This is a genomic window from Acinetobacter sp. TWP2-2-3, assembly GCF_049896445.1.
Lineage (GTDB): Bacteria > Pseudomonadota > Gammaproteobacteria > Pseudomonadales > Moraxellaceae > Acinetobacter.
Map to the genome: position 1 here is coordinate 239,954 of NZ_JAFCUI010000003.1, position 18,413 is coordinate 258,366.

Consider the following 18,413-nt stretch of genomic DNA (forward strand, 5'->3'; position numbering starts at 1 on the left):
ATGATGCTATGAAGGTCACTAAAATTCTTCTAATGATCGCGTGTGGGATGGGGCTAACAAATGTAAATGCTGAAAATGTTCAACAGACGGTGCAGAAAGACAATCTAGAAATGTTCATCGTAAATATATGGGTAAATGGCTTAGATTATAAAACTGAAGCAATTCATTTTTCTGATGGAGGGCAGAGGTATATTGAGTGTGAGGCTTTATCCAGAATAGGAATTCACATTGAAAGGATCCCCCGTCACTTGGTCAAGAAGGAGTTCTGTTTATTGAATCAACCAGGTGTAACAGTTGAAGATGACTATAGTTTACAAGCCATTAAAATTAACTTTCCAGTCAATTATTTTGAAGATACTCATTATGAATTAGAGGTAGAAAATCCCGAGAAAGCGAATTTTGGAGGGTTTGTTAATTATAGTTTATTTTATAATAAAGATGATGCAGAACAAGAGTTTAATACATTTTCAGAAATTGGGATATTTAAAGATTATTGGTTATTAAAAAATGCTTTTTTATATCGTAATGAACCTGAAGATATTGAAGAAGGATTTTTACGTGTCAATACGACGCTCGATGTTGAATTTCCAAAAATCTTTTCAAGACTTACCTTGGGAGATACGACGAGCCCTTATAGCAGTTTAAATAATTCTTTTCGGTTTGGGGGGCTAAGCTTTGGTACCAACTATACCAATCGTCCAGACTTTGTTTACTGGAATGCGCCTACTTTAAATGGAAGTGCAAGCGTACCCTCAACAATTGATCTATATATTAATGGGGTGCGTTTATATCGGGATTCTGTGACCCCTGGTAATTATAATCTTCCTGCTGGAGCAATGCTAAATCAGGCGGGTGATGCACAAATTGTTGTAGAAGATATTTTAGGGAATAGGACAGTCCAGAGTTTTCCGGTTTATATTAATAGTCGATTATTAAAGCCAAAATTGAACGAATATAATATTTCATTAGGTAAACTTAGATATAACTATGATTATGTCGATGATGATTATCGGGAGTTTTTTACAAAATTGTTTTATCGGCGGGGTATAACTTCTTCAATGACCTTGGGAGGAGATTTTTTATATAGTAAAGATGTCAGCAATTTTGATTTTTTATGGACCCAAGGAATAAGTAAATACTTGCTTATGGATAGTGCATTTTCAGTTAGCCAGACAAAAGCGAATGATGAACAAGGATATGCGGCTTCGATAGCCCTGAGTCGGGATTTTAGAAACTGGTCCTTTGGTATAAATAGTCGATATTTTACTCAGGAATATCAATATTTAAGTGGTGATATATATGACTCTAATATTGAAGCCTCAAATATTCTATATTTTAATTTTTCCAATTTGGGATTCATTGATGGATTAAATCTTAGTTATATTTATCAATCTTATTATGAGCAAAATGGTTTTAGTAATGATGCTCAGAAAATTTTTGATATTCGAGCTTCAAAAAGCTTAACAAAAAAATTATATACAAATTTTGGCTTTTATAAAGATTTTGGGAATGATGGGGATCATGGTTTCAATATCACCTTATCTTATGACTGGGAAGAAAAGGGTCAAATTTATTTAAATCACGATACTGAAGATAATGAAACGAGTTTAAGTTTTAGTCACAGAACGATGACTCAGAATGGTTTTGATTATGTTTTGGGGGTTAATCGCACTGAAGAAGAAGTGAATTACAATGCTTATGGTTTATGGAAAACCAGTATTGGTAATTTACAACTTTCTCATGATGAGTATGAGGATCGTCGTAATTCACAGGCTATGTTTGAGGGTGCCTTGGTCTGGTTGGGGGGTAAAATGGCATTCACTAAATATGCTGATAATGCTTTTGCTTTGGTTGAGGTGGACCAACATCCAAATCTTGATATCTATCGCTCAGCGAGTCTAGCTGGAAGCACCAATAATCAAGGCTATATGTTTATACATAACATCATCCCTTATATCCATTACGATATTTCTTTTGACCATAACCAGTTAGCGATGGAAGAAACTTTTGAACACTCTTCTAAAAAAATGATTGGTCTGGATCAACGTGGATATAAGCTGAATTTTCCTATCTATAAAACCAAACGTATTGCGCTAAGAATTAAAGATGCACAACAAAATAATTTAGTTATAGGCTCTGAGGTTCTTGTAGATGGTCTCAGTACAGAAACTTCTTTTGTTGATAGTCAAGGTATTGTTTACCTATATCTATTTAAAGCAGGTACTTACACCCTCAAAGTGAAGACTAAGAGAGGACAGCAGTGCCAGGCTCAATTCATTCTGAATGAAAACCAATTCCAGAATTCAGACAAGCAAATTCTGGAAACTCTATGTAAGTAGGAGTAGAAAAATGAAAAAGCTCTTTTTATTTATTACCGCACTCAGTATGAGTGAAATAGCCATGGCCCAATATTGCTCGATTGATGGTTTTACCACTCCAGAATTACGTCTAGCCAGCTATCAGCGTAGTCAGGCTGCCACTTCATTTAATATTTCATGTGATACTGGCTATTCAATTTTATTTAATAGTCAGAACCTGGTGAGTTCCAACGGGATAAGTTATGTGTCCAACGGTCCTAATAAATTGCGTACCAAATTAAATTTGAGTGGTGCAAATAGTGGGCTATGGGGAGTCAGAGTAAATCAGGGAGCTTCACAGAGACAGAAATATGTCGTTTCGGTTCAACTCGAAGAGAATCCTTTCAATGGGGTTCCAGCTGGAACTTATCGTGATCGGATTTCTGTCGATATTAATTTTTAAATCATAGAGATGAGGAAATGACCTGAAAGACTTTAAATCAACCTGAGATCAGTGCAGTAGAGTAAACATGCAGAAACTTCGAGGGGATTAAATGAAGATCTACATAAAGTGAATACCTTTTTAGTCTAAGAAATAATTGTTATTCAATTATTTCTCAATATAAACAATGGTTTACAGGATTTATTTTTTGGATTTTTTTAGTTATTTTTATTCATCAAATAGTCATGAGATCTTTCTATACTGGGTGAAAAATATAAACGAATAGGTGCGAGATGCAACAAATTTCCATCTCAGAATTATTAGAGCAACGACCTGTTATTCACAAAATCCAGTTTGATTTAAAAGAACAACGTAAACAGGCCATTCATGACAAAATAGTCCTAGAAGATCTGACACGGTCCCGTTTAAAAATTGCTATCGTTACCGAAACCTGGCCTCCTGAAATCAATGGTGTTGCCCATGCTTTATTGCAACTTTGTAAAGGATTACAAAAACAGGGGCATAAGATTTTATTAATACGTCCAGAACAACGACAAGCCTGTAATGATTTTAAACCGCATAGTGAATGTCTGGTTAAAGCGCATTGCATTCCTAAATATAGCAATTTGCAGTTTGGTAGACCGCAATTTCTAAAAATTCATGAAGCTATTGAAACTTTTACACCCGATATTATCCATATCGTGACCGAAGGTCCTTTGGGTCTGGTAGCTCAGCAGCTTGCAAAATTCCATAAAATTCCAGTCTCTAGCGGTTTCCATTCATCATTTCAGGAATTTAGTCGGTTTTTTGATTTGGCTTTTTTACTGAAGCCAATTCAAGGCTATTTAAAGTGGTTTCATAATAATACTGATTTGACCTGTGTCCCGAGTCGAAGCACGGCTCAAGCCTTAAATCAGTTTGGTGTAACTTGTCCCTTGGCAGTTGTGGGCAGAGGCGTCGATCCAGATACATTTTCACCAAAGTGGCGATCACCAGATTTGCGCTATGCTTGGGGAGTTTCAAACGAGACCCGGGTGATGTTGTATGTCGGACGGCTTTCTCCTGAAAAGGAAATTGACGTGCTGATCAAGACCTATTTTGTGCTGCGCCAAGTTCGTCAGCAAGATATACGTTTGGTAGTGGTTGGAGATGGGCCGGATCGCACTCGACTTCAACAACTGAATCAGGATGGTAGTATTGTTTTTACCGGTAGCTTGACAGGAGAAAAACTGTCAGCGGCGTATGCCAGTGCTGATGTGTTTTGTTTTGCCAGTCAGGTTGAAACCTTTGGAAATGTGGTATTGGAAGCGATGGCCAGTGGCTTGCCAGTGATTGCTTATGATTATGCTTGTGCAAACTTGCATGTGCAGCATGGTGAAACGGGATGGTTGAGCAGACTTGGACATCAACAGGGTTTGATCCAGCATATGCTCGGACTGCCTGATCTGCAAAGATTACAGCAGATGGGCGCGCAAGCACGTAAAAAAGCCGAAAAAGTAGGCTGGCAATATCCAGTCCGGCAATTTGAACAGGCACTGTATTCACTGGTACAGCAACAGGAATACAGGATATAAAACAAGAAAGGAGCACCAGTGTGAAACTCCAGAATGTAAAGATTAAATTTTTAGAAATCGATTTGAAAGGCTGTGTTTATCTGAATCATTTTTCGCATTCAGTCCGTATTGCCACTTTTTTTAAAATGATTAGCCGCTTAGGAAATGGTGCATTTTGGTATTTCATGCTGATATTGGTTTGGATCATGCAAGGCTTGATCTATACCGTGCAGATTGTTTATCTGATTTTGGGAAGCACTATTGGTACCATTATTTACAAGGTGCTTAAAATCAAAACCGTACGGCCACGTCCTTATCAGGTGCATCAGGTAATCCGTTTGGGTGAGCATCCACTGGATCATTTCAGTTTTCCTTCGGGACATACCTTGCATGCCGTCATGGCAACCACCGTTTTAGGTTATGTCGCACCTTTATTACTCATGCTGATGTTGCCTTTTACGATTCTGGTCGCAGTGTCCCGAATGGTGTTGGGATTACATTATCCAAGTGATGTGGCGGTTGGCGCAATTCTGGGTGGCATGATGGCAATTGCCATTGTCCTGACTGCGCCTTATCTGAATATTATGCTGTAAAAATAAGTGAAAGCCGGGGCAAAGGCTCGCAGATTTTCACAGATTTGTTAAAGTACAGCATCAAAGCAATTATGGTGAGAAATAGAGATGGGTTTACGTTGGACTGACACTCTCGATATCGCGATTGAACTCTACGAAGCGCATCCAGATGTGGACCCGCAGTGGATTCGTTTTACTGATTTACATGCCTGGGTATGTGCTTTGCCTGAATTTGAAGATGATCCAACCAAGTCGACTGAAGGTCTGCTTGAAGCCATTCAAATGGCATGGATTGATGAGGCACGCTAAGCCCTCATCTTAAAAAAGCATTTTTTTACAGATGAAAAGCAGAAAAATGCGCATTATCTCGGTATAATGCGCCAAATTTTCATGTCAACAATTGACTTAAGGAGCCTATCATGGCTATCGAACGTACTTTATCTATCGTTAAACCAGACGCAGTTGCTAAAAACCACATCGGCGACATCTTTGCTCGTTTCGAGAAAGCTGGTCTTCAAATTGTTGCAACTAAAATGAAACATTTGACTCAAGCTGAAGCTGAAGGCTTCTATGCTGAACACAAAGAACGTGGTTTCTTTGCTGACCTAGTTGCATTCATGACTTCTGGTCCAGTTGTTGTTTCAGTTCTTGAAGGCGAAAACGCTGTTCTTGCTCACCGTGACATCCTTGGTGCGACGAATCCTAAAGAAGCTGCTCCTGGTACTATCCGTGCAGATTTCGCTGTAAGCATCGATGAAAACGCTGCTCACGGTTCTGACTCTGTAGCATCTGCTGATCGTGAAGTTAACTACTTCTTCGCTCAAACTGAGATTGCTCCACGTACTCGTTAATTCGCAGTATTCAAGCCAGATAAGTGTTATTATACTTATCTGGTTTTTTTATTCTCTGAATAATTCTTTGCTCACATATTGAGCTTCTCCTTTCATCTTTAGACATGGTTTAGGTAATACACATGAGTACTGAAGCAGTCGCTGTATCAGCAGTTTCTGAGCCACAGCAACACACTCCATCCGCTCCAGCACAGGCAAATACTGTCGAGAAAGTGAATTTACTTGGCATGTCACGTCCGCAAATGGAAAAATTCTTTGAGGACATGGGTGAGAAGAAGTTTCGTGCCGGGCAGGTGATGAAATGGATTCATCAGTTCTTTGTGACTGATTTTGCTGAAATGACCAATATTTCCGGCAAACTGCGTGAAAAACTGGAAAAGATTTGTGAAATTAAAGCGCCTGAAGTGGTGCATAAAAACTATTCTAAAGATGGTACCCGTAAATGGGTATTCCGTGTTGGCGACGGTGAAGGTTCCCTCGTCGAAACCGTATTGATTCCTGCTGAACATCGCAGTGGTTTACGTCGCACTTTGTGTATTTCTTCACAAGTGGGCTGTGCACTGGACTGTTCATTCTGCTCAACCGGTAAACAGGGTTTCCAGCGTGATTTGACTCAAGCCGAAATTATCGGTCAGCTCTGGATGGCGAACTATTCCTATATGGAAGATGTGCCTGTACTTGAGCGTGAACGTTCAGTCACGAACGTGGTGATGATGGGCATGGGCGAGCCATTACTCAACTACGATGCAGTATTAAATTCAATGCGTATTATGCTTGATGACTTTGCTTATGGTATGTCAAAACGTCGTGTGACTTTATCGACTTCTGGTGTGGTACCGAAAATCGATCAGATGGTCAAAGATATTGACGTGGCGCTGGCTATTTCATTGCATGCGCCAAATGATGAACTGCGTAACGAGCTGGTGCCGATCAATAAAAAATATCCGCTTGAGCAGCTGATTGCTGCATGTCAGCGCTATATTGCTAAAGATGGTAACGAAAGTTCACGTAAACATGTGACGATTGAATATGTGATGTTAGATGGCGTGAATGACCATCCTGAACATGCTCAGCAAATGATTAAGCTGTTGAAGAATTTGCCAAGCAAGATTAATTTGATTCCTTTTAATCCGTTCCCGCATGCGCCATATGGCCGCTCAAGCCGCAACCGGATTATTTCTTTCCAAAAAACTTTGTCTGATGCCGGTTTTGTGTGTACGATTCGTCAGACACGCGGTGATGACATTGATGCCGCGTGCGGACAGTTAGTCGGACAAGTTGCTGACCGTACCCGTCGTGCGGAACAGTGGAAAAAGAAAATTGCGCAATCGAATGAGATCATGCGCTCACAAGGATAATAAGAGGTCGCCAGTTGAGAAATCTAACATCAAAGTTTGCTTTGATTTCAACAGTATGTGTGTCTTTGGTTTTAGTCGCGTGTCAGACGCCAGATCTGGGTCAGAAAGACCCTGAAAAGGCCACCAAAGTCCGTACCCAATTGGCGGTAGAATATCTGAGAACAGGTGACCTGGATGCAGCCAAACGTGCGCTGGATCAGGCACTTGAAAGCAGTCCGCGTGATTCTCAAGCGAATATGATGATGGGCGTGCTACTGCAACAGGAAGGTAGTAAGCTTAATCTCGAAAAAGCAGATCATTATTTCAAGCGTGCGATTTCGGCAGATCCGAAAAATGCGCAGGCGCGAAATAATTACGGCACTTATTTATATCAGCTTGAACGCTATAATGATGCAATCGAGCAGTTTCAAATTGCTGGTGCCACTTTAGGTTATGATCAACGTTTCCGTGCATTGGAAAATATGGGACGGATTTACCTGAAACTGGGTGATACAGCGAATGCTGAAAAATCATTCAAACAGGCGCTACAAGCCAATCGCGATTCTTATATTTCAATGTTAGAGTTGGCAGAAATATTTTATTTGAACCAGCAGTTCCCGGCTGCGACACAAATGTATCAACAGTTTGTACGTGGTGTGGGACAGAAAAATCAGGGTGCCCGTGCACTCTGGATTGGCATTCGCACTGCGCGTGCCGGAGGTGATCAGTTGGGTATGCAGGTATTGGTCAACCAGTTACGTGCACTTTTTCCTGAAAGCCAGGAATACCAACGTTATTTGCAATTACAGTACAGTACTGAGGCCGTATGGAAGTAAATCCTAATTCACCATCGAATCATTCGAGCGTAGCTCCAAATGCGTTAGGAAATATTCAACGTCCGGGCGAGTACTTGCGCCAGATTCGTATCAATCAGCAGCGCAATCTGGAAGATGTAGCGAAAGAGCTGAATATCCCGGTCAAAACCCTGACTGCACTGGAACAGGACGAATATAAGTCTTTGCCTGAAGCAACTTTTATCAAAGGTTATTACCGGACTTATGCCAAATTTCTGGGTGTAGATGCGTCTAGTATTATTCAGCGATTTGATGAAATTTATACCAATGATACCGGGTTGCTGCCGAATCATGCCTTGAACAATTCTCCTATTAAAATTATGGGGAAATTGCCAGGTTCCAAACGTGACCGCAATCGTAAATGGTTAAAGCGCATTTTTATTACGCTGGTACTGCTGCTGATTTTGGGCGCACTGTTTGCCATGATTCAGAACTGGTCGAGCAGTAATTCACAAAATAGCAGTGAAGTCTCTGGAGTAGGCGCTTCTAATGTCGAGATTCTGAATCTGGATACAGGTGCCGCACTTTCCGGTGATCAGCTGAAGCTTGATTTTAACCGTCCGACTTCGGTGCATATTGTCGACTCGGCGGGTAATGTTCTGGCAACTGGCCGTCAGGCATCGAGCTTGCAACTGAATGGTGAAGCGCCATTCCAGATTCGTCTGGATGATGCATCGGCTGTATCACTCAGTTTAAATAATGAAAATATTTCATTGTCACCCTACACTGTGAACGGAAAAGCAGAATTCCGTTTATCACCTTAACAGATCAAGAGTAGAGCAGAACGATGATCGTAAATCCAATTAAACGTCGTCCAACACGTAAAATTCGTGTGGGTTCAGTTTATGTGGGTGGTGATGCACCAATCAGTATCCAGTCGATGACTAATACTGAAACCTGTGATGTAGCAGCTACGGTTGCACAGATTCAGCGCTGTGTAGATGCCGGTGCAGACATCATGCGGGTTTCTGTGCCTACCATGGAAGCCGCGGCGGCATTTGGTGAAATTCGCAAGCAGGTCAATGTACCTTTGGTCGCCGATATTCACTTCGATTATAAAATTGCTTTGGCAGTTGCGGATTTGGGTGCAGACTGCCTGCGGATTAACCCGGGCAATATCGGTTCGGAAGCGAAAATCCGTGAAGTGGTGGCCGCGGCACGTCATAACGACATTTCCATGCGGATCGGTGTCAATGCCGGCTCACTGGAAAAAGATATTCAAAAGAAATATGGCGAGCCGACGGGTCAGGCACTGCTTGAATCTGCGATGCGTCATATCGATATTCTAGACCGTCTGGATTTCCAGGAATTCAAAATTTCAGTCAAAGCCTCGAATGTGTTCCTGACCATGGAGGCGTATCGTTTGCTGTCACAGCAAATTGATAATCCACTCCATCTGGGTGTCACAGAAGCAGGTATTTACCGTACCGGTTCGGTTAAATCTGCGATCGCTTTGGGTGGCCTGCTGATGGAAGGCATCGGGGATACCATGCGTATTTCCTTAGCTGCCGAGCCTGAAGAAGAAATTAAAATTGGTTTTGATATTCTGAAATCGCTGGGTCTGCGCTCCAATGGGATTAACTTCATTGCTTGCCCAAGCTGTTCACGTCAGGAATTTAATGTGATTTCAGTGATGCAGCAACTTGAAGAGCGTTTAGAAGATATTCGTACCCCAATGGATGTGTCTGTCATTGGCTGTAAGGTCAATGGGCCGGGCGAAGCTAAAGAAGCGGATATTGGTGTAGTGGGTGCAGCACCACGTTCACTAGTGTACCGTAATGGTGAGAAGAGCCATTTAATTGACACGAATCAATTGGTTGATGAAATCGAAACCATGGTTCGTCAACGTGTTACCGAGCTTGAAGAAGCTAAATCTAAAGAAATTATTCGTACAAGTTTTCCTGAGTAGATCATGAGTTCAATCGTCGCAATCAAAGGTTTTAATGACATTCTCCCAACGCAAACCCCAGCTTGGAGACGTCTTGAACAGCATCTATCCGGTTTGATGGATGCCTATGGCTATCAACAAATTCGTTTGCCTATCGTAGAACAGACTAATTTGTTTAAACGTTCGATCGGTGATGCAACCGATATCGTTGAAAAAGAAATGTATACCTTCCTCGACAAGGGTAATCCGCCTGAGTCGTTGACGTTACGTCCTGAAGGGACGGCTGGCTGTGTACGTGCCATGCTGGAGCATAATCTGCTGCGTGGTGCGACGCCTCGCGTCTGGTATATCGGCCCAATGTTCCGTTATGAAAAACCGCAAAAAGGTCGTTACCGTCAGTTTCACCAGTTTGGTGTGGAAACCTTTGGTGTGGCAACGCCAGATATGGATGCTGAACTGATTTTGATGACAGCGCGTCTGTGGAAACGTATGGGTGTGGCGGACAAAGTTCAATTAGAACTCAACACACTCGGTGAGTCGGATGAACGTGCAGCTTACCGTGCGGCACTGGTTGAGTTTTTAGAGTCGCATAAAGCTGATCTGGATGAAGATTCTCAGCGCCGTCTGACCACGAATCCATTGCGTATTTTGGACTCTAAAGATGCCAAAACACAAAGCATCTTGGAAAATGCACCGAAACTGCATGACTTTATGGGTGAAGAAACTCTGGCGCATTTTGCCCAGTTACAGCAGTATTTGACTGATGCAGGCGTGAGCTTCGTGATCAATCAAAAACTGGTACGCGGTCTGGACTATTACAACAAAACTGTTTTTGAATGGACCACAACCCATTTGGGTTCACAAGGAACAGTCTGTGCCGGTGGCCGTTATGACGGCCTGGTGGGGCAGCTTAAAGGAAAGGCAGATCAGTCTGTTCCTGCAGTTGGTTTTGCCATGGGTATCGAGCGTTTATTGCTTTTGCTTGAGCAGGTTGAAGACAATACCCCGACACGTGATTGTGAAGTATTCCTGGTGGCTGAACCGGCTTCTCAAGGTAAAGCTTTGGTCATTGCGGAGCAGATCCGTGATCAGCTTGAAGCAGCAGGCAGTCAGGTTCGTCTGAAAGTAGGCTCACAGGGTTCAATGAAATCGCAAATGAAAAAGGCTGATCAAGCCGGTGCTTTGTATGCGGCGATTTTGGGTGAACGTGAACTGGAAGCTCAGGCGTTTACTGTGAAAGAGCTGGCAACCGCAGAGCAATCGAATGTACCATTTACGGACTTCGTTGCATTTTTTAGTACTAAAATTTCTTCAAAATAATCGATAAAACATTAGGAAAAGGGTAATCTCATGAGCGCAATGAGTGGTGATGAACAGTTTGAAAGCTTAAAATCCTTTACGAAGAAATATGGTTCTTCGATGATTACTGGGATTTTAATTGCGCTGATTGCCTTTTTTGGATGGGAATATTGGCAGAAGAAAAACTTGGCAGAGTCGCAAATGCACACTGCCAAGGTTCAGCAGTTGATGGATGATGCACAGGCATCGAAAGGTGATGGTTTTGCCAAGTTGTCTGAAGCTGCGGACAAGATTGTCAAGGAAGCACCTGATTCAGCACAGGCGATTCAGACCCAGCTGGTGATGGCGAAACTGGCTTATGACAAAGAAGATTATGCTGCGGCCGAGAAAGCGCTACAGAAAGTTGAAAACTCGAAAGTAGACGATAAAGGTCTGGTTCAGGTCGTCAAACTTCGTCTGGCTTATGCACAATTGGCGCAGAAAAAATATGATGCTGCATTGAAAACTTTAGAAGCAGTCACTGAGCCTGCATTTAAAGCAACTGCCGATGAAGCACGTGGCGATATCTATGTTGCCAAAAATGATATTGAAAATGCTAAAAAAGTATATCAAAGTGCATGGGATGCTTTGATTGAACGTAAAGAAGAACGTCAGATTTTACAAATTAAGCTCGAAAGCGTAGGCGTATTGGTCGATGATCCGGAAATCGAACGCCCAATTATAGAAACACAAGCGGAAGAAGCTGAATGAATAGAAAATACAAAATTACCTGTGCCTTGACTGTTTTAACGCTTGCATTGGCTGGCTGTGCGGGTAAAACCAATAAAGTTCCAGAAGTAAAACCGAATCCACTTCCAAAACTGACTCAAGCCAAAACCCTGGTCCCTGTATTTTCCACCAGTGTGGCTTCGACAGATGCTGCTGATCCGTTGCGTTTACGTCTGGATGCAGATAATGATGTGGTCTTTGCGATTGACCCGAAAGGCGAAGTGTCTGCATTTAAAGGCAAACAGCGTCTGTGGCAGAAAAAAGTCAGCAAAGACAATTTAAGTTCTGGTGTTGAAGCTGCTGAAGGTCTTGTTGTCGTTGGCAACCAGAAAGGCCAACTGTTTGCGCTGGATCAGCAAACCGGCGAGCAAAAATGGACTGCGCAATTGACGGGTGCTTTACTGGCACCTTCATTAATTCATGCTGGTCGTGTCATTAGCGTGAGCAATGACGGCACCGTATATGCGCATGAAATTGCGACGGGTGCGCAAGTTTGGACTTATAACTTACCTAATGTACAATTCAGCCTGCGTGGCATGGCTGCACCTGTTGCATTAGATGCTCGTAATGTACTGATTGCATCTTCCAATGCTTATATCTATGCACTGGATGCCTTAAGCGGTGTGCCAAAATTACAGCGTCGTGTCGCAGTGTCGGATGGGCGTTCTGATATCCAGCGTCTGGTTGATATTGACGGGGAACCGGTCGTTGCAGGCCAGTTTGTGGTGACCACCAGTTATCAAGGTCAGGTGACTGTGCTGGATTTAGCTTCACAACAGGTGGTCTGGAGTGAAGATGCCAGCAGTATCCAGCGTCCAGAAGTTGTGGGTAATGGCGTATTTGTGGCGCAAACCGATGGCAAAATCAAAGCCTTTGAGATTACCTCGGGTCAACCGCTTTGGGAAAATGACCAGTTGCTGAATCGCAAGTTAAGTAATCCGGTGATGCTGGGTACTGATCTTGTAGTCGGTGATCTGGATGGTGTCTTGCACCTGATTGATCCGCGTACCGGACAGATTACTGGTCGTTCGAAAACCTCTGGGGAAGTACGTAGCTTACGCGTCATCGACAACCAGCTGTATGTTTCCACACGCAAGGGCGCATTAAGCATTTGGCAGAACCGTTAATTTTAACGAGCCTTATGCTAAACTAGCCACAACCGTATTTTGTGAACGCGGGGTGATTGAAAAATCAATGCCCCGTGTTTTTATTTAGGGTATTTACCCCTTATATCTTCCTATGCTTTCTGATGTTCAGGCCACTTTGACGCCTGATATTAAATAAAGGTTACTCTATGAAACCCGTAATTGCGCTCATTGGTCGTCCGAACGTCGGAAAATCAACGCTGTTCAACCAGATTACCAAGAGCCGTGACGCATTGGTGGCAGACTTCGCAGGTCTGACACGCGACCGTAAATATGGCGATGCTACCTATCAAAATAAATCTTTCATTGTGGTCGATACTGGCGGTATTGGCGAAAATGAAGGTGGGATTGACTCCTACATGGCAGAGCAATCCAAGACTGCCATTCATGAAGCCGACATTATTATTTTTGTGGTTGATGCGCGTGCCGGACTACTGGCTTCCGATGAACAGATTGCACGTGAATTACGTACTTTAGGCAAAAAAGTCTTTCTGGTGGCCAACAAGGTTGATGGCGTACATGCTGAAGCTGCCCTGGTTGAATTCTACAAACTGGGTATGGGTGAGCCGTTACAAGTGGCAGCCAGCCATGGTCGTGGTGTTCAGCAGATGCTGGAAGACGTACTTGCTGATGTGCCGGAAGATGAAAATCCAGAAGAGCATGACAAAAACACGGGTCTGCGTTTAGCGATTATTGGTCGTCCAAACGTAGGTAAATCAACGCTGGTGAACCGCTTGCTCGGTGAAGAGCGTGTGGTGGCATTTGATCAGCCGGGTACAACACGTGACTCGATTTATATTCCATTCGAGCGTGATGGCCGTCAATACACCCTGATTGATACTGCCGGGGTGCGCCGTAAAGGTAAAGTCGATGAAATGATTGAGAAATTCTCGATTGTTAAAACTTTACAGGCAATGAAAGATGCCAACGTAATTGTGGTTGTAGTCGATGCGCGTGATGGTATTGTTGAGCAGGATTTGCATTTGATTGGCTATGCACTTGAAGCGGGTCGTGCCATGGTTATTGCAGTCAATAAATGGGATAACATGACTGAATATGATCGTAAGCAATGTAAGCTTGATGTAGAGCGTCGCTTCGATTTTATTCCATGGGCCAAAGTGCATTTGATTTCTGCATTGCATGGAACGGGCGTGGGCGATCTTTATCCATCGATTCACCGTGCTTATGATTCATCTCGTTTGAAAGTATCACCAGCAAAAATCACCCAGATTTTAAATGATGCGACAGATGCCCACCAACCGCCGATGGTTCAGGGTCGTCGTATTAAAATGCGTTATGCGCATATGGGTGGACAAAATCCGCCAACGATCGTTATTCACGGAAACAAAGTGGATAAAACCCCTGCGGATTATCGTCGTTACCTGGAAAATGTGTTCCGTAAAGTGTACAAGCTTGAAGGTACACCGATTAAAATCGAGTTTAAAACTTCGGAAAACCCGTTTGAAGGTCGTAAGTCTCAAGTGGATGAGCGTGCAGCTGCACGTAAACGTCGTTATGTACAGAAGTTCAAGAAAGCCGAGAAGAAATTTAAGCGTTAATTTTATAGTTTAAATTTTCCGGATAAAAAGCCTGCGTAAAGCGGGCTTTTTTATTACCTATAAAAATATTTTTTAATCAGGCTTAATTTTGAATTTAATAAAAATAAAATATTCTTTTAATTATAGTTATTTAGTATAAGTATCAATTTAATATTTATGTGATATGTATTATATTTGTGTGAAATTGTTAATTCAGTCGCAAAAATGAAAATTGACTGAAAAAGATCATAATAAATTACTACCCAAATTTGCGGTGGTGTGAGGGGAACATGAAAAAAACTGCATTGGCCTTAATCTGTATGATGGGCTTACCAAGCCTTGCATGCGCTGAAATGATCAAAGTGAATGGTGAGGGCAGTAGCCCCATTATAAAAAAAGATCCAATAGGAACACGGAATCAAGCATTGAATAATGCAAAAACTGATGCAGTCATTGCTTTAATCAAAAAAATAAATGGCCCTCAAGCCATGCAGGATGCCGAACTCCATCTGGCAGATATTGTGAAACAAGTTGACAATGGCTACGTATTTAATCGTGGTAGTCAAACCAACAATAACAATGAACTGGTTACTTCTATTTCAATTGAAATGGATGATCAGGAGTTTCGCCAGATCTTAAATGATCTGGGTTTATCCAAAAAGAATAGCCGAACCAGTCCGATCATGATCGTAATGGATGAATATTTTGGTGTACCGCGAGATAACTCAAAACCGGTGAAAGAGTTTACGTCGTACTTTTCTGACAAGAGCTATGCCTATGATGAAAAGGCCAGCTATGACGCGAAAGAAAGTGCAAAAGCCAGTGAAAGTTCATCATATTCATCAAAAGGCAAATCAGCTTCGGCTTCAGGCTATGCCTATGGTAATTACTATGGTGCAGGTGCGGGCGTTGCTGCACGTTCATCAAGTCACAATAATTCAGGTAAATCTTCTGCTTCAGCAAGTTATAACGCCAGTGAATCAGCACGTTATAGCCAGTCTGAACGCCAGAATGATATTCAAAATTTTGTGAAATATGTGGAATATCAAACCCCGTCGACCACACCTGAGCGTGAAAATCAAACGTTAACCTCAATTGCCCGTGCAGCATCTAAATATGATCTACGCTTAATGGATTCGGATGTGTTTCGTAGCCGTTATCTCAAAGGCAAGAGTATGACCATTCAACAATTGCTGGGTGATGCAGAGCTGGCAAAACTTGCAGTGGCTGCACGTCAGGAAAAAGCGGACTGGTTTATGGTCGGTAGCTCTTATATTTATGACCGTGGTCGTTCAGGTGCAACGGGTCAGTTTGTTTGTGATGGTGCACTCAGCTATAAAATTTATTCAGTCGATGATGGCACACTGATGGGCGGCGATACCCGTACAGAATCATCAACTGCTGCAACGACAGATACTTGCCGTACCAATGTTGCCCGTAAACTGGGTGAAATGACGCTATCTGAAGTCGGTCCACAAATCCTCGCCTATTCGAAAAACCGCAGCATGTATGGTAAGGAAATAACCCTCTTTGTAAAAAGTGTATCAGGTAGCGTATCTAGCCGGTTAGGGGATGACCTGTACGTAGCCTTAGATGAAATGGATGGTGCGGAAAATATCGATATCCGTACCCAGGATGGCAAATTGGTCGAGATGACCATGACTTATAAGAGTGAAAAGCCCTTAAGTGCTGAACTTGCCAAAGCATTGCGCCGGGTAAATCCTGTTCTGTCGAATGCCGAACGCCTGCAAGCAGGGAATACCATTACTTTATGTATTGGTGGTACTCAATGCAAATAAGCTTGAAAAAAGTCATGCTTGCCATGGCGCTGATGGGAACGGCTAGTGCGCAGGCCAATATTCAGGTTTTTCCGGCGAAGGGAATTTACGGGCTGGAACTGCCTTGTCGTCAATCGGTGGAACATATAGAAGCAAACGCATCATCCATTTCCTGTGACTTTAGCAAGGCTGTATCTAGCGAGACGATTCGTACTCAAGTTGTACAAGCTTTCGAGCAGCAGCTGAAACAGGCCTTGCAAGATCAGGTGGTTACTTCAATTTCCCAACAGAATAAACATCGAAGCTATGTGGCTTCTCTGGAAGTTTTGCGGGCCAGCGAATATGTGGTGCAAAAGGAGTCTACAGCCGAGATTTTTCTGCCAGTCACTTTAAGTTTAAAGTTGACCAATGTCCTATCCGGAGAAGTGATTTATACCGATAGCGCTACTTTATCTCAACCTATACAGGTGCTGGCGACTGATATCGAGGCGGCTACAACCCGTCAGGCGGTTCAGCAGAAATTTCAAAGTAGCTTGCTGACCTTGACTCAGCAATTGACCCAAGATCTACAGAAGAAATTTAAGGTCTCTGAAGTGCAGACCAAGGTGATTGACCGCTGGAAGTCTTATATGGTTTTGGATAAAGGCTTTAATCAAGGGATTGCCAAAGATGATGAGCTGAGCTCGGCTTCAGGAGATTTAATCCGGGTTGTCCATGCTGACAGTGATTATGCTGTGGCATTGCCTGTATTGATGAGTGGTAATTCGAGCCAGTTTAGCAAGATTTCGGCTAATACCCGTCAGGCACTGAACAAGCCTAAAGCTTTGGTGGTGGATGTATTGACTTATCAAGGCGAGTCAAAAGACCTGATTGAGCAGATTTTTTCTGATGCGATCGGAGAAAATGCATCTTTTACCCTTACACCAGTCAACAAACGTTATAGCGTGCTCGCACAGAGTATCAGTGAGCAGACAGGTTTAACTAATCAGGAAACCCAGCATCAGCGTGAACTTCCTGAATTTTTTATTCGTATTAATGTGATTCCTGTAATTGGTTATCAGCAGCAAGTCGGCAAAATGACTGAGCAGCAAGTGGTACATAGCGAAGTCTTTGCTGAAATGATTGACCGTTCTGGGCGCGTGATTTATTCGGCGCATGCGACTGATGAAATCAGTGAAGCCATTTCACAAGGAATGGGTTTTTCACTGGATACGCGTAAAGAAGTGGCACTTAAAAATGCTTTGGTGAAATTGGGTCAGCAATTCCAAAAAGGGATTCAATTTACCCGTTCAGATTTGCAGGTAGCGAGTGGTGGTAGCGAGACCATCACGATTCAGGATGCAGGCGAGCGTTTGACCACAGGCATGAAAATTCATGTGTATAACCGTGAAAAAGTTGCTCAGCGTCAAGTGTTAATCCCGACTTGGGAAGCTACAGTCATTGAGCGTCAAGGGACTAAAGTCAAAGCGCAGCTTGATTTTCCTGTGAGTGGAAATGACCGCCTGCCGGTACGTTCGGGTGACAGCATCTTGGTGGATAGCCATGCTGCTGTGGGTGAGTCGAAACTTGCTCGTGTACTTTGTCCAAGCTTGCATACTGATCAAGTCGGAGAGATTCCATTTTATGGATTTGGTCCGCTGATTTATCACGCATTTACCAGTCAGTCCAAACGTCCATTTTATGCCACAGGCTCAGGTTTTAAAGGTCAGACCAGTTTGGAAACATCAATTATAAAAATGACTGAAAATGCCGGCTTTAAAAAACAGCTAGATTTGAAACTGTATGTGCCTAAAGACGAGTGCTTACAGCCAGCATTCAAAATTCAGGTTCAAGAAGACTCTATTAAATGCAATGCAGACAAATCCAGTTGCGATGCCACTTTGGTGTTGGCTGGTGGCGCGCGGCGTTTTAATGCAAAACAGGAACGTGTTGGGGCTGTTGGTTTACAGCAAGAAGTTAGTTTAAAAGGGATTGATATCACCCATCGTCATGAAATGTACAACATTCAGATGTTCAAGGCATTACCAAAAATTTTAAATCAGATCGTGCAAAAGGCCGATGCAGTTCAGTAAGGAATTATAAGGGGAAATA

At 42.7% G+C, this 18,413-nt stretch carries 16 protein-coding genes; all 16 read left to right on the forward strand.

Going from position 1 to position 18,413, the window contains the following annotated elements:
- Positions 1 to 8: 8 nt before the first annotated feature.
- The 16 genes from ACP7AK_RS06545 (at position 9) to ACP7AK_RS06620 (ending at position 18,394) form a co-directional block, all read left to right on the forward strand.
- A complete protein-coding gene (locus ACP7AK_RS06545; RefSeq protein ID WP_425879173.1) occupies positions 9 to 2,339 on the forward strand; it encodes a fimbria/pilus outer membrane usher protein in 2,331 nt (776 codons plus the stop codon).
- Between the two features lie 10 nt (positions 2,340 to 2,349).
- The gene (locus ACP7AK_RS06550; protein WP_086044098.1) at positions 2,350 to 2,760 is read left to right on the forward strand and encodes a hypothetical protein; all 411 of its coding nucleotides are present in this window, start codon (positions 2,350 to 2,352) and stop codon (positions 2,758 to 2,760) included.
- A 272-nt stretch (positions 2,761 to 3,032) separates the two neighbouring features.
- Complete coding sequence (locus tag ACP7AK_RS06555; RefSeq protein WP_425879176.1) at positions 3,033 to 4,313, forward strand: glycosyltransferase family 4 protein; 1,281 nt, start codon at positions 3,033 to 3,035, stop codon at positions 4,311 to 4,313.
- 20 nt (positions 4,314 to 4,333) lie between these two features.
- Entirely contained in the window at positions 4,334 to 4,885 is a 552-nt protein-coding gene (locus ACP7AK_RS06560) for a phosphatase PAP2 family protein (protein WP_278357269.1), read from the forward strand.
- Positions 4,886 to 4,972: 87 nt separating this feature from the next.
- Complete coding sequence (gene iscX, locus ACP7AK_RS06565) at positions 4,973 to 5,173, forward strand: Fe-S cluster assembly protein IscX (RefSeq protein WP_004278360.1); 201 nt, start codon at positions 4,973 to 4,975, stop codon at positions 5,171 to 5,173.
- Positions 5,174 to 5,283: 110 nt separating this feature from the next.
- Positions 5,284 to 5,715: a nucleoside-diphosphate kinase gene (ndk, locus tag ACP7AK_RS06570; protein WP_004647460.1), complete on the forward strand. Its 432-nt coding sequence runs from the start codon at positions 5,284 to 5,286 to the stop codon at positions 5,713 to 5,715.
- Between the two features lie 122 nt (positions 5,716 to 5,837).
- Positions 5,838 to 7,073, forward strand: coding sequence for a 23S rRNA (adenine(2503)-C(2))-methyltransferase RlmN (rlmN, locus tag ACP7AK_RS06575; RefSeq protein WP_004278358.1), 1,236 nt, complete (start codon positions 5,838 to 5,840; stop codon positions 7,071 to 7,073).
- Between the two features lie 14 nt (positions 7,074 to 7,087).
- A complete protein-coding gene (gene pilW / locus ACP7AK_RS06580; protein WP_071850435.1) occupies positions 7,088 to 7,888 on the forward strand; it encodes a type IV pilus biogenesis/stability protein PilW in 801 nt (266 codons plus the stop codon).
- Positions 7,879 to 8,670 carry a helix-turn-helix domain-containing protein gene (locus ACP7AK_RS06585; RefSeq protein WP_004647463.1) on the forward strand — a complete coding sequence of 264 codons (792 nt, stop codon included), beginning with the start codon at positions 7,879 to 7,881 and terminating at the stop codon, positions 8,668 to 8,670. The genes pilW and ACP7AK_RS06585 overlap by 10 nt, the downstream gene beginning before the upstream one ends.
- 23 nt (positions 8,671 to 8,693) lie before the next feature.
- Positions 8,694 to 9,815: a flavodoxin-dependent (E)-4-hydroxy-3-methylbut-2-enyl-diphosphate synthase gene (gene ispG / locus ACP7AK_RS06590; RefSeq protein WP_425879180.1), complete on the forward strand. Its 1,122-nt coding sequence runs from the start codon at positions 8,694 to 8,696 to the stop codon at positions 9,813 to 9,815.
- A gap of 3 nt (positions 9,816 to 9,818) precedes the next feature.
- A complete protein-coding gene (gene hisS, locus ACP7AK_RS06595; protein ID WP_004278353.1) occupies positions 9,819 to 11,114 on the forward strand; it encodes a histidine--tRNA ligase in 1,296 nt (431 codons plus the stop codon).
- Between the two features lie 30 nt (positions 11,115 to 11,144).
- Positions 11,145 to 11,843 carry a YfgM family protein gene (locus tag ACP7AK_RS06600; protein WP_004278352.1) on the forward strand — a complete coding sequence of 233 codons (699 nt, stop codon included), beginning with the start codon at positions 11,145 to 11,147 and terminating at the stop codon, positions 11,841 to 11,843.
- A complete protein-coding gene (bamB, locus tag ACP7AK_RS06605) occupies positions 11,840 to 12,988 on the forward strand; it encodes an outer membrane protein assembly factor BamB (RefSeq protein ID WP_425879183.1) in 1,149 nt (382 codons plus the stop codon). Before ACP7AK_RS06600 ends, bamB begins: the two co-directional genes overlap by 4 nt.
- Positions 12,989 to 13,155: 167 nt before the next feature.
- Complete coding sequence (gene der, locus ACP7AK_RS06610) at positions 13,156 to 14,565, forward strand: ribosome biogenesis GTPase Der (protein WP_004278348.1); 1,410 nt, start codon at positions 13,156 to 13,158, stop codon at positions 14,563 to 14,565.
- A gap of 269 nt (positions 14,566 to 14,834) precedes the next feature.
- Positions 14,835 to 16,343: a hypothetical protein gene (locus tag ACP7AK_RS06615; RefSeq protein ID WP_425879185.1), complete on the forward strand. Its 1,509-nt coding sequence runs from the start codon at positions 14,835 to 14,837 to the stop codon at positions 16,341 to 16,343.
- Positions 16,334 to 18,394: a hypothetical protein gene (locus ACP7AK_RS06620; RefSeq protein WP_425879187.1), complete on the forward strand. Its 2,061-nt coding sequence runs from the start codon at positions 16,334 to 16,336 to the stop codon at positions 18,392 to 18,394. Before ACP7AK_RS06615 ends, ACP7AK_RS06620 begins: the two co-directional genes overlap by 10 nt.
- Positions 18,395 to 18,413: the final 19 nt, after the last annotated feature.

Coding starts and splice junctions, on each gene's coding strand:
- ACP7AK_RS06545 (WP_425879173.1), top strand. CDS start 9: ATGAAGGTCACTAAAATTCTTCTAATGATCGCGTGTGGGATGGGGCTA.
- ACP7AK_RS06550 (WP_086044098.1), top strand. CDS start 2,350: ATGAAAAAGCTCTTTTTATTTATTACCGCACTCAGTATGAGTGAAATA.
- ACP7AK_RS06555 (WP_425879176.1), top strand. CDS start 3,033: ATGCAACAAATTTCCATCTCAGAATTATTAGAGCAACGACCTGTTATT.
- iscX (WP_004278360.1), top strand. CDS start 4,973: ATGGGTTTACGTTGGACTGACACTCTCGATATCGCGATTGAACTCTAC.
- ndk (WP_004647460.1), top strand. CDS start 5,284: ATGGCTATCGAACGTACTTTATCTATCGTTAAACCAGACGCAGTTGCT.
- rlmN (WP_004278358.1), top strand. CDS start 5,838: ATGAGTACTGAAGCAGTCGCTGTATCAGCAGTTTCTGAGCCACAGCAA.
- ACP7AK_RS06585 (WP_004647463.1), top strand. CDS start 7,879: ATGGAAGTAAATCCTAATTCACCATCGAATCATTCGAGCGTAGCTCCA.
- ispG (WP_425879180.1), top strand. CDS start 8,694: ATGATCGTAAATCCAATTAAACGTCGTCCAACACGTAAAATTCGTGTG.
- hisS (WP_004278353.1), top strand. CDS start 9,819: ATGAGTTCAATCGTCGCAATCAAAGGTTTTAATGACATTCTCCCAACG.
- ACP7AK_RS06600 (WP_004278352.1), top strand. CDS start 11,145: ATGAGCGCAATGAGTGGTGATGAACAGTTTGAAAGCTTAAAATCCTTT.
- bamB (WP_425879183.1), top strand. CDS start 11,840: ATGAATAGAAAATACAAAATTACCTGTGCCTTGACTGTTTTAACGCTT.
- der (WP_004278348.1), top strand. CDS start 13,156: ATGAAACCCGTAATTGCGCTCATTGGTCGTCCGAACGTCGGAAAATCA.
- ACP7AK_RS06615 (WP_425879185.1), top strand. CDS start 14,835: ATGAAAAAAACTGCATTGGCCTTAATCTGTATGATGGGCTTACCAAGC.
- ACP7AK_RS06620 (WP_425879187.1), top strand. CDS start 16,334: ATGCAAATAAGCTTGAAAAAAGTCATGCTTGCCATGGCGCTGATGGGA.